The organism is Streptomyces sp. NPDC058307 (assembly GCF_042880295.1).
Lineage (GTDB): Bacteria > Actinomycetota > Actinomycetes > Streptomycetales > Streptomycetaceae > Streptomyces.
The window spans coordinates 1-15,138 of sequence record NZ_JBHVYZ010000113.1; the positions used below are offsets into that span (position 1 = coordinate 1).

Consider the following 15,138-nt stretch of genomic DNA (forward strand, 5'->3'; position numbering starts at 1 on the left):
CCGTCACGGTGGGAGCTTGGCCGTCACCGCCGTCAGGAGCGTGGATCCCGGGGAGGGAACTACCTTGCTGCGTAAGGCTGTTGTCCGCACGCTCCTCCCCCGGCCGGGTCGCGTCGTCGTCGGGCATCCGGAAGACGTCGGCCAGCAACTCCCGCACGTCACGCGCCCGGGCGCCGGCGGTCGGACTCGGTGTCCGGTTGCGGTTCTTCCGATCCGGGGAAGCGGTCGGCGCGGTCCTGCGCGACCGGCGCGCGAGGGCGGTCTCCGCTTCCGCGGTCTCGGCCTCCGCCCGCCTCCTGCGGGCCTCACGCAACGCTTCGCGTGCCACGTCCCCAGGGCGTGCGCCGGAACGCCCCGCGGACGCGGCGTCGCGGGCGTCCGCAGCCGGCGGAGCCGCCTCGGCGAGGCGATCCGTGTCTCCATCCCCTTCAGCATCCCCTTCAGCCGCGGAGCCACCGGCATCCGCCGGCACAGAATCGCCGGCCTCCCCCACGCCTTCGCCGGCCTCCCCCACGCCTTGGCCGCCCCCCTCCGCCACGAAGCCCCCCGCATCCCCCGCCGCGGAGTTTCCCTCCTGCGCCTTCCCTGTGCTCGCCCCGTCGGCCCTCTCCCCGTCCGCCTCCCCCGTCGTCTCCCTGGCCGCACGCTCTCGCGCCGCCCGCAGGGCTCGGCGGGCCTCGTCCGCGGGGCCCGGGGTCATGAGGACCTCCTGAGGGAGACCAGGTCGGTCAGTTCGCGGTCGGTGAGTTCTGTGAGGGCGGACTCCCCGGAGCCGAGGATCGCGTCGGCGAGGGCGCGCTTGGATTCCAGCATCTCGGCGATACGGTCCTCCACGGTGCCCTCGGTGATCAGGCGGTGGACCTGGACGGGCTGGGTCTGGCCGATGCGGTAGGCACGGTCGGTGGCCTGTTCCTCGACGGCCGGGTTCCACCAGCGGTCGAAGTGGACGACATGGCCCGCGCGGGTAAGGTTGAGGCCGGTGCCCGCCGCCTTGAGCGACAGCACCAGGACCGGGATCGCACCGCTCTGGAAACGGTCCACCATGCGTTCCCGCTCCGCCACCGGCGTGCCTCCGTGCAGCAGGTCCACCGGGACCGCGCGGGCGGCGAGGTGGGCGGCGATGAGGCGGGCCATGCCCACGTACTGGGTGAAGACGAGGGCCGAGCCGTCCTCCGCAAGGAGGGTGTCCAACAGCTCGTCCAGCAGGGCCAGTTTGCCGGAGCGGGCGACCAGGCGCTCGCCGGCCGTCGGCGGGACCTCCTCCTTCAGGTACAGCGCGGGATGGTCGCAGATCTGCTTCAGCGCGCCCAGCAACTTCAGCACCAGGCCCCTGCGCGCGATGCCCTGTGCCGTCTCGATCGCCAGCAGCGACTCTCGCACCACCGCCTCGTACAGCGAGGCCTGTTCACGGGTGAGCGGGACCGGATGGTCCGTCTCCGTCTTGGGCGGCAGTTCGGGGACGATGCCCGGGTCGGACTTCTTGCGGCGCAGGAGAAAGGGCCGGACGAGCCTCGCCAGTCTGGTCACCGCCTCCTGGTCCTCGCCGTTCTCCACCGCGCGTGCGTGCCGGGCGCGGAAGGACTTCAGGGGGCCGAGGAGTCCGGGGGTGGTCCAGTCGAGCAGGGCCCAGAGCTCCGAGAGGTTGTTCTCGACGGGTGTGCCGGTCAGGGCCACGCGCGCGGGCGAGGGGATCGTGCGCAGGGCCTTCGCGGTGGCCGAGTACGGGTTCTTCACGTGCTGGGCCTCGTCCGCGACGACCATGCCCCAGCGCTGTTCGGCCAGTCGCGTCGCCGCCGCGCGCATGGTGCCGTAGGTGGTGAGGACGAAGCCGCCGTCGAGGCCGTCCAGGCTGCGGTCGGTGCCGTGGAAGCGGCGGACGGGGACACCGGGCGCGAACCGGGTGATCTCCCGCTGCCAGTTGCCCAGGAGCGAGGCGGGGCACACGACGAGGGTCGGCTCGCGGCGCGCCCGGCGCAGATGCAGGGCGATGAGGGTGATCGTCTTGCCGAGTCCCATGTCGTCGGCGAGGCAGCCGCCGAGGCCGAGGGAGGTCATGAGGTCCAGCCAGGCCAGGCCGCGGAGTTGGTAGTCGCGGAGGGTGGCATGCAGACCCGCGGGCGGTTCGGCGGGGTGCACTCCGGTCGTCAGGCGGTCGCGCAGGGCGGCGAGCGCGCCCACCGGGACCGCCTCCACCGTCTCGCCGTCGACCTCCGCGCTGCCGGTCAGGGCCACGGAGAGCGCGTCGACCGGGTCGAGCAGGCCCAGTTCGCGTTTGCGGGCCTTGCGGACGAGGGCGGGGTCGACCAGCACCCACTGGTCCCTGAGGCGTACGACGGGGCGGTGGGCCTCGGCCAGCGCGTCCATCTCGGCCTCGCTGAGCGGGTCGCCGCCGAGCGCCAACTGCCAGCGGAACTGGAGGAGTTCGTCGCTCTCGAAGAAGCCGGTGCCGTCGGTCGCCGAGCCCGGGGCGGGTCGTACGACCGCGGCCGCGGTGAGGTCCTGCGCCAGGTCCCGCGGCCAGTGCACCGCCACTCCGGCCGCCGCGAGCCGGGTCGCGGCCACGCCGAGCAGGTCGCCCAACTCCTCGTCGGACAGGGCCAGTACGTCGGGTACGTCCTGCTCGGAGAGCCGGTCCAGGGGCGGCCAGACCCGTGCGGCGCGCCGCACGGCGAGGGCCGCGTCCACGCGTGCGCGTGGTCCGAAGACGGTGCCGGCGTCCCCCGCCCACAGGGCCGCCGCGTCGGTCACCAGGGTCGAGTCGGCGAGGCTGTGCACCTGGACGATCGCAGCGCCCGCGCTGCGCGCACCCTCGGCGTCGGCGTCGAACAGGTTGTCCGCCGACAGGTCCAGGCGGAGTGAGATCCGCACGCCCGCGTCCATGCCGGCGGCGACTTCGGCGGCCCAGTCCTGGGCGTGCGGCAGCCGCTGTGGCGCGCGGGCCGCGAAGGGCTTGCCGGAGGCGTAGGGAGCCGCGGGGGTGCGGGGCAGGGTGTCGGCGACCGCGTCCAGGAAGGAGCGCATCAGGGCTTCGGGTTCCGGCAGCCGGAGCGGGCCGGGGCCGGGCAGCGGGACGGCGTGGCCCTCGTGGGGCAGGGCGGCCGCGACCGCGCGGAGGTGGGCGATGTCGTCCGGGTCCAGGGGGCCGGCCCGCCAGGCGTCGTGGCCGGTGGCGGTGAGTCCGGGCAGCAGACGGCCGCGGGCGGCCAGCCGCAGCGCGTGCAGGGCGGCCGCGCCCCAGCAGGCGGTGGCGGGGTGGGCGGCGGGGTCGCGCCGGGCCCGGACAAGCAGCGGCAGGGCCTCGTCGACCGGGAGCGAGAGGGCGGGAGCGGTCCGGCGCCGGACGGCGGCTCCGTGCGGTCGTACGACGGTGAGCTGGGTGCGCTCCAGGGACGCGGTGTCGGCGTCGGGGCTCTCGGCCGGCAGGGGCGCGCCCTCGGGGTCCCAGAACGCGATCCGGCCCTCTCGGGGAAGGGGCGCGGGCAGGAAGACGGCGGCGAGCCGGACGGGGACGGCCGCGTCCTTCCGCTCGCCCCCGCGCTCGGCCACCATGGCCCTGTCGCTCATACGTCCCACCTCCCGCCCGCATGTCGGCTCACTCGTCTTCGACTGTACGGGCGGGGTCTGACAATCGGCTCCGGCGACCGTGTCAGGGGACCGTGCGCGAGACGACGTACACCTTCGGGGCGTTCGGCACGGTCAGGTTGACCATGACGTCCTGGGTGGGCGCCGGGTCCTTCTGCGAGTGGGTCAGCCCCCACCAGGAGCGCGGGCCGTCGAACTTCCAGCCGCTGACCTTCTGGTCGCGCTCGCTGATGGTGATGTCGCCCTTCTTCAGCTGGGCGCGGCTGACGTCCATGGCGGTGAGGAAGGCGTCCAGGCCGGCGTCGGTCGTCCGGAACTGGACGTAGAGGCGGCTGGTCTTCCAGTTGTTGGTCTCGTAGGAGGCGACCAGGTCGGCGGGGTGCGGGACCGGCACCTGGTAGAGGCGGCGCTGGACCTTGGACGGCCAGTCGGGCGTGAGGCCCGTCGCGGAGTACTTCGCCTCCTTGTCCTTGCCGCTGTCCCGGCTCTGGTTGGCGGAGATCACCAGGTAGCCGGCCGGGACGCCGATGAGCAGGCCGATGATGAGCAGCGTGATCGCCCTGCGGCGGATCATGTGGCGGCGGTCCTCGGGGGGACGCTCCGGTTCGTCGGGAGGCGCCGAGGCCTGGTGCGGCAGGGATGCCGTCATGCGGTGTCCCGGGACGTACGGCGGGCCTCCACGTACCGTTCGTAGCGCTCGTGCCGCTCCACCCGGCGCCGGTTGGCGCGCCGGAAGCGGCGGGCGACCAGGCGGGCGAGGTCCGCGGCGCCGACCATGCCGGCCTCGGGGCCCAGCTGGGCGCGCGCGATGCGGGCCTCGGGGCGGTAGCCGCGGCCGGTGAGCTGGCGCTTGAAGGCGTCCCGCGCGGGGCCGATCAGCAGGTCGTCGGCCGCGCTGACACCGCCGCCGATGACGAAGCAGGACGGGTCGAGGGCGGCCGCGAGGTTGGCGATGCCGACGCCGAGCCACTGGCCGATGTCCTGGAGCAGCTCGATGCACATCGCGTCGCCCTCGCGGGCCAGCTCGGTGATCATCGGGCCGGTGATGTCGCCGATGTTGCCCTTGACGTGCTCGATGATCCCGTACGCCACCGGGGAGTCGGCCGCGGCCAGCTCCCTGGCCTCCCTGACCAGCGCGTTGCCGGAGCTGTACTGCTCCCAGCAGCCGCGGTTGCCGCACGGGCAGCGGTGTCCGCCGGGGACGACCTGCATGTGGCCGAACTCGCCGGCGACGCCGTACTTGCCGCGCTTGACCTGGCCGTCCTCCAGGATCGCGCCGCCGATGCCGGTGCCGAGCGTGATCATGACGAGGTGGTCCTCGCCACGGCCCGCGCCGAAGCGCCACTCGGCCCAGGCGGCGGTGTTGGCGTCGTTGTCCACCAGGACGGGGACCGCGAGGCGGCCGGCGATGCGGTCGCGGAGCGGTTCGTTGCGCCAGGACAGGTGGGGGGCGAACAGGACGCGGTTGCGGTCGGCGTCGACCCAGCCGGCCGCGCCGATGCCCACCGCGTGCACGTCGTGACGGTCGGACAGGTCCAGGACCAGTTCGACGATGGTGTCCTCGACGACCTTGGGGCTCTTGGACTTGTCCGGCGTCTCGGTGCGGACCTTCTCCAGGATGTTGCCGTCGGCGTCGACGACACCCGCCATGACCTTGGTGCCGCCGATGTCGATGCCCACCGTCGGCACGCGCGGTGCGGTCAGGTGTGAGCGGCGTTCCCTCGTGCCGACGGTCCGCAGGGCGGGGGCGCGGCGGGAGCCTATGGGGGCGGTGAAGTTGCCGTAGGTGCTCATCGGCCCCGATTCTGCCTCACCCGTTGTAGGGGTGCTGTGCGGGGGAGCGAAGGGGAGTGCGCGCGTCGTGCCGGGTGCGGGTGATATGTGGCTGGTCGCGCCGTTCCCCCGCGCTCCTCAGGGGCGCACCAGTAGCTGGAATTCGAATGAGTAGCGAGTCGGGCGATAGGTGTGCGTGCCGTACTCGACCGCTCGGCCCGTGTCGTCGAAGGTGACGCGCTGCATGGTGAGGAGGGGGGCGCCCGCCTCCTCGGCCAGGCGTTCCGCCTCCGCCGCCGTGGCCGCCCTCGCACCGATGGACTGGCGGGCGCTGTGCAGGGTGATGCCCGCCGCGCGCATCATGCGGTACAGGCCGGTGGCCTCCAGCTGGGCGGTGTCCAGGTCGAGGAGGGCCGGGGGGAGGTAGTTGCAGAGGTACGCCATCGGCTCGCCGTGGGCCAGGCGCAGGCGTTCCACCTGGTGCACGTCGCTGCCCTCGGTGACGCCGAGCGCGGCGGCGATCTCGGCGGTGGCGGAGACGACGGTGTTGACGAGGACCCTGGTCGCGGGGCGCTGGCCGGCCGCCTCCAGGTCGTCGTAGAGGCTGCTGAGCTCCAGCGGGCGCTTGACCTGGCTGTGCACGACCTGCGTGCCGACTCCGCGGCGGCGCACGAGCAGGCCCTTGTCGACGAGCGACTGGATGGCCTGGCGGACGGTGGGCCGGGACAGGCCGAGCCGGGCGGCGAGCTCGATCTCGTTGCCCAGCAGGCTGCCAGGGGTGAGCGTGCCGTGCTCGATCGCGGCCTCCAACTGCTGGGACAGCTGGAAGTACAAGGGCACCGGGCTGCTGCGGTCCACACTGAGCTCGAGCGTCACGGTCGGGTCCACTCCTGGTTTCGGCACGGGCCCGAGCGTAGCTCCGTGCGCTGTTGACGGGAAGTCGTGTAGTCAGATTGTCCGGACATACGGATTGACAGAGCGGGGTGCGCGGCCACACTTTGTTCACATGCGCATCGGGGTCATAGGGACGGGCCGCATCGGCACCATTCATGCGAACACGCTCAGCCGCCATCGGGAGGTCGGTTCCTTAATCCTCACGGACGCGGACGGCGCACGGGCCCAGGAGCTCGCGCACCGTCTGGGGGAGACGGCTGCCCCCGGCGTCGACGAGATCTTCAAATGGGGCGTGGACGCGGTGGTCATCACCACGGCGACCTCCGCCCACGCGGAACTGATCGGCCGGGCGGCGCGCTCGGGGCTGCCGGTGTTCTGCGAGAAGCCCATCACGCTCGACCTGCCCGGCACGCTGCAGGCCATCGCCGAGGTGGAGACCGCCGGGACGATTCTCCAGATGGGCTTCCAGCGCCGCTTCGACGCGGGCTACACCGGTGCGCGGGAGGCGGTGCGCTCGGGGCGGCTCGGGCGGCTGCACACCGTACGGGCGCTCACCTCCGACCAGGCGCCGCCACCGCCGGAGTGGCTGCCGCTGTCCGGCGGGCTGTACCGGGACACCCTGATCCACGACTTCGACATCCTGCGCTGGGTGACCGGGCACGAGATCGTCGACGTGTACGCGGCGGGGTCCGACGCCGGTCCGCCGATGTTCCGGGCCGCGGGGGACGTCGACACCGCCGCGGCCGTGCTCACCCTCGACGACGGGACGCTCGCCACGGCCACGGCCACGCGGATGAACGGCGCCGGGTACGACGTGCGCATGGAGCTCGCCGGTGAGCTGGACCAGGTCGTGGTGGGCCTGGACGACCGCACGCCGATCGCGTCCACCGAGCCGACGGGGCCACCGGCGGCGGACAAGCCGTGGACGGGGTTCCTGGAACGGTTCGGACCGGCCTACGAGGCGGAACTGCACGCGTTCATCGAGGTGGTGCGGGGCGAGAGAGCGAACCCCTGCGACGGGCGCGAGGCGTTGCAGGCGCTAAGGGTCGCCGAGGCGTGCGAGGTGTCCCGACGCGAGCGCCGGGCCGTACGGCTGGCGGAACTCCCCGGCGGCACGAGCGCTGCAGTTTTCTGAGCCCGTTGCGCCGTCGGACCGCGTCCTGGTCAGTTCCGGGGACCGCATCCGGGCCGGGGACCGCATCCGGCCGTGCCCCGTGACCCCCACCCGACCTCACCCCCGCAACGCCCTGCTGACCTCACCCCGGCCGAACCGGGCCGCCTACCACCGCACCGGCAGACTCCTCACTCCCCTGATCAGCATCCCCGGCAGCCACTCCCCCGTGGGTCCGTCAAGAGCGAGGGCGGGGGTGCGGTCCAGGAGGGTCCGGATCGCCGTGCGGGCCTCCAGGCGGGCCAGCGGGGCGCCCAGGCAGTAGTGGATGCCGTGGCCGAACGCGAGATGGCCGCGGGGGTCGCGGCGGATGTCGAAGCGGTCCGGGGTCGGGTAGCGGGAGTCGTCGCGGTCGGCCGCGCTCAGACAGATCATCACCGGGTCGCCCTTGGCGATGGCCCGTCCCGCTATCTCCAGGGGCTCGGCGGCGTACCGGAACGTCGCGTTCTCCACCGGGCCCTCATAGCGCAGCGTCTCCTCGACCGCGCCGTCGATGAGGGTCATGTCGGCGCGCAGTGCGGCGAGTTGGTCCGGGTGGGTGAGCAGGGCGTGCACGCCGTTGGTGATGAGGTTGACCGTGGTCTCGTGGCCGGCGATCAGCAGCAGGAAGGCCATGCCGCGCAGTTCCGACGGGGAGAGCCGGTCGCCGTCCTCGGCGGTGGTGCGGATGAGGTCGCCGAGCAGGTCGTCGCTCGGTCCGGCGCACCGCTTGTCCTCGATGAGCTCCGTCAGGTACTCGCCGAGGCGCTGGACGGCGTCGTACGAGCTCTCCGGGCTGGTGGGTGCCACGACCTCCGTGGACAGCTTCCGGAACTCGGTGCGGTCCATCTCGGGTACGCCGAGGAGCTCGCAGATCACGGTGATCGGCAGGGGGTAGGCGAGGTACTGCACCAGGTCGGCGCGGCCGTGCGGCAGCATCGCGTCGAGGAGGTCGTCGGTGATCTGCTGGATCCTGGGCCGCAGTTGCTCGATGCGGCGCATGGTGAAGGCGCGGGAGACCAGGCCGCGCAGCCGGGTGTGCTCGGGCGGGTCGCTGCTGAGCAGATGGCGGCCGATCAGCGCCTCGTCGTCGAACACCATGCCGATCCTGCGGCCGTCCTTGGACAGTCTCGGATCGGCGAGTGCCGCACGCGCCTCCTCGTGCCCGACGACGAGCCAGGTCGAGTAGTCGGCGTCGGAGCCCGGCGGTCGTACCCGGTGGACGGGGGCGAGTGCGCGCAACTCGGCGTACACGGGGTGCGGATCGACACGGAACGCGTCGCCGTACTCCCCCAGATCGATCACTGCGTCGGTCATGAGTTCCCCCTTCACCCCGTCAACGCCCGACGCCCGCCCCTAGTGCCCGTCCCGCCCGGATTCCCCGGACTGCTCCAGCAGTCCCGCGTCGTACGCCAACAATGCGATCTGCACCCTGTTGTTGAGGTCGAGTTTGGCCAGGACGCGGGAGACGTGGGTCTTGACGGTGGCGACGCTCATGTAGAGGGCGGCGGCGATCTCGGCGTTGGACAGGCCCTGGCCGACGGCGACGGCCACCTCGCGTTCGCGGTCGTTGAGGGCGGCGACGCGCTCACGCGCGCGTGTCCGCCGGGTGTCTGCGGCGGTGCCGGCCGCGTGGTCCATCAGCTGGCGGGTGACGGTGGGCGACAGGACGGGATCGCCGGCCGCGACGCGGCGGACCGCGGCGAGGATCTCGGCGGGCGGGGTGTCCTTGAGGACGAACCCGGCGGCGCCCGCGCGGAGGGCGCGCAGGACCTGCTCGTCTGCGTGGAAGGTGGTCAGGACGACGACCTGCGGGGCGTCGGGCCGGGCGCGCAGCCGCTGCGTGGCCGTGAGGCCGTCCACCGCCGGCATCCTGATGTCCATGAGGACGACGTCGGGGCGGGTCCGGTCGACGACGGCCTCGACCTCGGTGCCGTCCGCCGCCTCTCCGACGATCTCGATGTCCTCGGCCCCGCCCATCATCAGGGACAGGCCGGCCCGCACGAGGGGGTCGTCGTCGACCAGGAGCAGTCTGATCACAGTCATGGGCCTACGAAATCACGCGGAGGCGGGGCGCAATCACCCTTGCGGGCGGGCGAGTTGCACCACTGACGACACCAGTGGTGACACTGGGACGACACCGTCGAAGACACCACGGACGACACCTGGGACCGTCACCCCCACGGCAGCCACGCCCGCACCGCGAACGCCCCGTCCTTCTCCACCCCGTGCTCCAGCCGCCCCCCGGCGAGCGTCGCGCGCTCGGTGAGGCCGATCAGGCCCTGGCCCGAGCCGGGGACCTGCGGCACCTCACCGTCGGGCGGAGGGTTCCGGGCAGTCACGACGAGGCCCTCGCCCGGGCCGCCGGTGACGGTGACCGTGACGTCCGTGCCGGGGGCGTGCTTGCGGGCGTTGGTGAGGCTCTCCTGGGCGATGCGGTAGGCGGTGCGGCCCACGGAGGCGGGCACGGCGGCGGGGTCGGTGACCCGGCTGTCGAGGATGACCTTCATGCCGGCCTCACGGGACTCGGCGACCAGTGTGTCGAGCGCGGCGAGGGTCGGCTGGGGGCGGCCCGTGTCGTCATGGTCCGCGGCCCGCAGCACGCCGATGATCTCCCGCAGGTCCTGGAGCGCCTCGTGCGCGCTCTCCCTGATGACCCCGGCCGCCCGCGCGACCTCCTCCTGGGGCGCGTCCGGCCGGAACTCCAGGGCTCCCGCGTGGACGCTGAGCAGGGTCAGCCGGTGCGCGAGGACGTCGTGCATCTCGCGCGCGATGGCCTCCCGGGCGAGCCGCTGGGCCTGCTCGGCCCGCAACCGCGCCTCGGTCTCGGCGCGCCGGGCGCGGTCGCGCAGGCTGAACATGAGCTGCCGTTTGGCCCGCACCAGCAGGCCCCAGCCGACGATCGCGGCGATCAGCACCACGGTGAGGACGACGGAGACGAGGTAGGGCAGGTCCGCGTCGGGCCGCAGCCGGTAGGTGAGCGGGATCATGGCGATGTTGATGCCGCCCACCCAGGCGACGTACCGGAAGGGGCGGTGTACGGCGAGGGTGAAGACGGCGATCATGCAGGCGCCGCCGGCGGTGTCCGAGAGGAGGCCGAGCGGGATGGTGCCGAGGGCGAGGCCCAGCGGCCGGCGGCGGCGCAGCCATACGGCGGCGCAGGCGACCGCGCCGAGCAGCTGGTCGAGGGTGGCCGCGGTGTGTGACACCTGCGGGTTGTCGCCCACCGCGTCCGCGGCGGTCAGGCCGATGAGGACGGCCAGGAGGAAGCAGGAGAAGTCGACGATCCAGTCGCGCGCGGTGCGCCGGGGCCGCCGTCCAGGCCGCGCGTCGGCGGAGTCGAACTCATGGATCACCGCGGACGGCATCAGCCAGCGCCGGCCGGGGAAGGCCGGGGATCCGGGTACCGTCTCGTCACCGCTCACGGTCGACAAATCTACGCAGTGAGGGGCCCAGGACGCCTCCCCCGACGGGGATCGGCGACCAAAGTCGCGGCACCGCAGACTTTCGGCGCGGACGGCGTCGTAGGTCCGATGCTTCGGGAGTACGACGGCAGGCGCGCGCCCTGGACTCCATCCGCCGGGTCTGGGCCAGCGCCTGGGCTGCGGTCGCCGCAGCACGAGTGCTGGACTCGGGCTCGGGCCCAGACCACCGGACTGATCGCACCGTGGGGCCGGCGCGCTCTCCGCTCTCACATGCGCCGGCTTTCCGCTTTCAGTGGTTCGGGGTCACAGCCATTCCTGGTTGACCGGTCGCACTTTGTCCAGTGCCTCGCGGATCTTCCGGCCGATCGTGACGAGGCGTGATTCGGGTAGGCGGGCGGTGGGCCCGGCAACGGCGATCGCGGCACGTGGGGTGACCGCGACGGCGACGCACGAGATGCCTGCCTGCTGGCTGTCCAGGTCGAGGGCGAAGCCGCGGCGTTCCGCGTCGGCGATCTCCTGTGCGTGGCGTTCCCACCGGTCCGGGTCGTCGGCGCGGACCAGGTGGGCGAGGTCGGCGTCGGCTGCGAGCAGGGCGTGGCCGAGCGCCTCGCCGATCAGTGGCTTTCGCTCGCCGGGCCGGACGGCGAGGTGCAGGGGCTGGTCCGACTGCACGGCGTCCACGCACAGGTAGTCGGTGCCGGTGGCGAAGGCGAGGAACGTGGACTCGCCCGATGCCTGGCTCACGTTCTTGAGCACGGGCCGGATGCGGGCGCGCAGTGCGTGTTCTGCCTCGGCGTCCAGGCGCAGCAGGCGGTTGAGCTTGCCGGTCAGCCGGTAGGCGGCACCTTTCTTGTCCTGGGTGATGTAGCCGAGTCCTTCGAGGGAGGCGAGCAGATTGTGGGCGGTGCTGCGGTTCAGGCCGGCGCCGTCGGCGAGTTCGCTCAAGCGGGCGCCTTCGGGGTGCGTCGCGATGCGTTCCAGCAGGTCGAAGGCCCTCTGCACGGACTGGAGCACGCGGCCGGATGACGTCTCAGATTCCATAATGTTGAACTATAGCAGATTTAGGAGCCCGATTGTTTGACATTGTGGATAGCTCGGGTCAGGGTGGTGATCGAGGCCGCGTTCGTAGTGAGCGCCGCATCAGCGGCCGTACCGGCCGGCCCCCACGCATCGCTCCCCCCACGGCAACACGGTCGCGCTGCTGGTCTGGTACTTCGGCAAGCAGGGCTTCTCGCACAGCCGTCCCAGAACATGCCGCGCTTCACGCTGCCCCGCGCGTCAGTGTCGTAGGGCGTGACCAACCGCTCCGCGCCCGGCGGGCGGTCCTTGAGATCCCGGCGATGGACTTGTCCGTTGTCGACGAAGTACTGCTGGATCCACATCTGCCGAAGGGTCTGGACCCGGCCGAGTGACCATAGGGATGCAGGGGCGTCGGGCGCATACACGGCTTCAAGTAGTCTCAGCCCCGTGCGCGCACGGCCGCCAGCCTTGAGCAAGCTGTGCTCCGCAGCGGCCTGAAGGACCCGGTGCAGAAGCTCGATTCCGGCGTTCCCAGCGATCAGCCGGTCTCTGAACTCGGTGAGCACCGAGTGATCGAACCCTGGATCGGACAGCTCCAAACCCAGCAGGTACTTCCAGTCCAGCCGCCCGCGCACCGCGTCCGCGGCCTGCCGGTCAGAGAGACCCTCGGCGAACTGCATGACCGAGACGAGGGCCAGCCTGCCGGGCGACCACGCTAGCTTCCCCCTGCTCGGGTACAGCCCGGCGAAGTCCTCGTCCAGGAACAGCTCACCCAGTTCGTCACGGATCCGCATGGCCAGGCTGCCCTTCGGAAACGCAGCCCGTGCCACCCGGGCCGTCTCCTCCGGAACTCCGTCGGTCTTTCTTGCGTGCAACGACACCGACGCCCTCCCCAAACACAACGTCGGCTCTCACGACCACAACGGGTCATAAGAACCGACGTCACGTTCAGCCCGAGATTCGCCAACGGTGTCCTCCTACCCCCGGGGGAAGTCGTCCCCCGGGGGACCGCCTCAGCCGCCCAGCTCCTGGTGCCTCGCCGACAGCGCCGCCGCGCCGTTCTCCGTCAGCGAGCCGAACAGCCGCAGGCGCGAGATCCCCCCGTCCGGGAAGATGTCCACGCGCGCGTGGGTGCCCACCGCCGGGGCCGGCAGCACGAAGCGGTGGTTCGTGTCGGGCTGGAGGCGCGTGCGGGGGAGGATTTCGTGCCAGTCGCCGTCCTCGCCGTCGCGGACCGACACCGACGCCCAGCCCGCGCTGTTCCCCTTCAGATACGCCGTGTCGATCTCGACCGCGCGGATCTGGGACTGGGCCACCAGCCGGTAGCGGATCCAGTCGTTCCCCTGGTCACGGCGGCGGCGGGTCTCCCAGCCGTCGTCCATCTTGCGGGAGCGTCCCGGCTGGATGGTGTTGGACGCAGGCGAGTAGAAGAGGTTGGACGCGTCCTCCGCCTGGCCGCCGTTCTCCAGGGCGACCACGTCGAAGGTGCCGAGGACCTCCAGCCATGCGGGGTCCGGGACGACCTCGCCGTACACGCGCAGGCGGGCGATGCCGCCGTCGGGGTGCTGGTTGACCCGCAGGTGGGTGAAGCGCTGTTCCAGTGACACCGGGAAGCCGTTCGCGGCGTGACCGCCGACCGGCGTCCGCGGGACCAGGGTCGTCCACTTCACGTCGTCGCCCAGCAGTTCCGCCGGGGACGGGGAGCCGGCCACGGACGTGCCCTCGACCGAGACCGCCTGCGGGTAGTTCCCCCGGAAGTGGGCCGTGTCGACCACGATCCCCCGGATCACACCGGGCGCGCCGAGCCGCACCAGCGCCCAGTCGTGGTCCTCGGCCGTCGGCCAGGGGTGCTCGGCCGAGGCGCCCCGGCGGCGCCGCGTCTCCCAGCCGTCCATGATCTTGCCCTTGTGCCCGAAGTGCTCGGGGTCGAACTCGGCCCGCCCGGGCATCAGCAGGTTCTCGCGCTGGGCGAAGAACTCGTCGTTGGCGGCGATGACTCCGGCGCCGAGTGTCCGTGCGGCGAGGTCGGCGTACTGGGTGAAGGGGAAGTCGGCGGTGCGGTAGTCCGCGTACGGGTCACCGCCTCCGTACGGGTTCGCGTCGCCGGTGAAGCTGGGAATCGCCGTCACGTCCATGTGCCTTTCTGGAGTTGCCGGTGCGGGTGATCAGGGCCTATGCATCTGGGCCCCTACGGATCAGGGCCTACGGCTGAGCAGTTGGCCTTGGGGAGCCGTGAACTCCCCGTCCGCCACGATGCGTTCGCCGCGCAGCCAGGTCGACTTCACGACGCCGTACAGGGTCCTGCCCGCGTACGCCGTGACGCGGTTGCGGTGCTGGAGGGCCGCCGGGTCCACGGTGAAGGTCTCGTCGGGCGCGAGGACCGCGAAGTCGGCGTCATGGCCGGCCTCGATGGCGCCCTTGCTTGCGTCCAGGCCCACCAACTCGGCTGTCCGCGCGGACATCCAGCGGACCACGTCGTCCAGCGAGTGACCGCGCCCGCGGGCCTCCGTCCAGACCGCCGCCAGGCTCAGCTGGAGGCCGGAGATGCCACCCCACGCGGTGGCGAAGTCGTCCGTCTTGAGGTCGGCCGTGGACGGGGAGTGGTCGGTGACCACGCAGTCGATGGTGCCGTCGGCCAGCGCCTGCCACAGCAGGTCCTGGTTGGCGGACTCGCGGATGGGCGGGCAGCACTTGAACTCGCTGGCACCGTCCGGGACTTCCTCGGCGGTGAGGGTGAGGTAGTGCGGGCAGGTCTCGACGGTGATGCGGACGCCGTCCGCCTTCGCCCGGGCGATCAGCGGGAGCGCGTCGCTCGACGACAGGTGGAGCACGTGCACGCGCGCGTCCAACCGCTTGGCCTGGGCGATGAGTTGGGCGATCGCCCTGTCCTCGGCGTCGCGCGGACGGGACGCCAAAAAGTCCGCGTACCGGGGTCCGGCCTGCTGCGGGGCGGCCGCCAGGTGGTGCGGGTCCTCGGCGTGCACGATCAGCAGCCCGCCGAAGGAGGCGATCTCGGCCAGCGACCGGGCGAGCCCGTCCTGGTCGAGATGCGGGAACTCGTCCACGCCGGACGGTGACAGGAACGCCTTGAAGCCGAAGACGCCCGCCTCGTGCAGCGGGCGCAGGTCCTTGACGTTGTCGGGCAGCGCGCCGCCCCAGAAGCCGACGTCGATGTGGGCCTTGTCGGCGGCGACCTCCTGCTTGGTGCGGAGGTGGTCGACCGTCGTGGTGGGCGGGAGGGAGTTGAGCGGCATGTCGACGAGGGTGGTGATGCCGCCGGCCGCCGCCGCGCGC

At 72.3% G+C, this 15,138-nt stretch carries 11 protein-coding genes and 2 pseudogenes; 1 reads left to right on the forward strand and 12 read right to left on the reverse strand.

Annotated elements, in window-relative coordinates; genetic code table 11:
- The 5 genes and pseudogenes from ACFVYN_RS40050 to ACFVYN_RS40070 form a co-directional block, all read right to left on the reverse strand.
- A pseudogene (locus ACFVYN_RS40050) lies at positions 1 to 328 on the reverse strand (hypothetical protein); the annotation flags it as partial.
- Positions 329 to 696: 368 nt separating this feature from the next.
- Positions 697 to 3,564, reverse strand: a complete 2,868-nt coding sequence (locus ACFVYN_RS40055; RefSeq protein ID WP_390007583.1) for an SNF2-related protein — start codon at positions 3,562 to 3,564, stop codon at positions 697 to 699.
- Positions 3,565 to 3,646: 82 nt separating this feature from the next.
- Positions 3,647 to 4,231, reverse strand: a complete 585-nt coding sequence (locus ACFVYN_RS40060; RefSeq protein WP_390007584.1) for a sugar kinase — start codon at positions 4,229 to 4,231, stop codon at positions 3,647 to 3,649.
- Positions 4,228 to 5,376, reverse strand: a complete 1,149-nt coding sequence (locus ACFVYN_RS40065; RefSeq protein WP_390007587.1) for an ROK family glucokinase — start codon at positions 5,374 to 5,376, stop codon at positions 4,228 to 4,230. The genes ACFVYN_RS40060 and ACFVYN_RS40065 overlap by 4 nt, the downstream gene beginning before the upstream one ends.
- A 117-nt stretch (positions 5,377 to 5,493) precedes the next feature.
- Positions 5,494 to 6,231, reverse strand: coding sequence for a GntR family transcriptional regulator (locus ACFVYN_RS40070; RefSeq protein ID WP_390007588.1), 738 nt, complete (start codon positions 6,229 to 6,231; stop codon positions 5,494 to 5,496).
- Between the two features lie 130 nt (positions 6,232 to 6,361).
- Between ACFVYN_RS40070 and ACFVYN_RS40075 the strand changes: the two genes are divergently transcribed.
- A complete protein-coding gene (locus ACFVYN_RS40075; protein WP_390007589.1) occupies positions 6,362 to 7,384 on the forward strand; it encodes a Gfo/Idh/MocA family oxidoreductase in 1,023 nt (340 codons plus the stop codon).
- 144 nt (positions 7,385 to 7,528) lie between these two features.
- Here ACFVYN_RS40075 and ACFVYN_RS40080 read toward each other — a convergent pair whose 3' ends face one another.
- The 7 genes and pseudogenes from ACFVYN_RS40080 to allB all read right to left on the reverse strand — a co-directional run.
- Entirely contained in the window at positions 7,529 to 8,716 is a 1,188-nt protein-coding gene (locus tag ACFVYN_RS40080; RefSeq protein ID WP_390007591.1) for a cytochrome P450, read from the reverse strand.
- 39 nt (positions 8,717 to 8,755) lie between these two features.
- Entirely contained in the window at positions 8,756 to 9,445 is a 690-nt protein-coding gene (locus ACFVYN_RS40085; RefSeq protein WP_390007593.1) for a response regulator, read from the reverse strand.
- A 128-nt stretch (positions 9,446 to 9,573) separates the two neighbouring features.
- Positions 9,574 to 10,833, reverse strand: a complete 1,260-nt coding sequence (locus ACFVYN_RS40090) for a sensor histidine kinase (protein ID WP_390007596.1) — start codon at positions 10,831 to 10,833, stop codon at positions 9,574 to 9,576.
- 294 nt (positions 10,834 to 11,127) lie between these two features.
- On the reverse strand, positions 11,128 to 11,865 hold the full coding sequence (locus tag ACFVYN_RS40095) for an IclR family transcriptional regulator (RefSeq protein WP_390007598.1): 738 nt from the start codon (positions 11,863 to 11,865) through the stop codon (positions 11,128 to 11,130).
- 197 nt (positions 11,866 to 12,062) lie between these two features.
- Positions 12,063 to 12,725, reverse strand: a pseudogene (locus ACFVYN_RS40100) (transposase); the annotation flags it as partial.
- A gap of 132 nt (positions 12,726 to 12,857) precedes the next feature.
- Positions 12,858 to 13,973 carry an allantoicase gene (gene alc, locus ACFVYN_RS40105; RefSeq protein ID WP_390007599.1) on the reverse strand — a complete coding sequence of 372 codons (1,116 nt, stop codon included), beginning with the start codon at positions 13,971 to 13,973 and terminating at the stop codon, positions 12,858 to 12,860.
- Positions 13,974 to 14,039: 66 nt separating this feature from the next.
- A partial coding sequence (allB, locus tag ACFVYN_RS40110) for an allantoinase AllB (RefSeq protein ID WP_390007601.1) occupies positions 14,040 to 15,138 on the reverse strand: 1,099 nt, incomplete at its 5' end.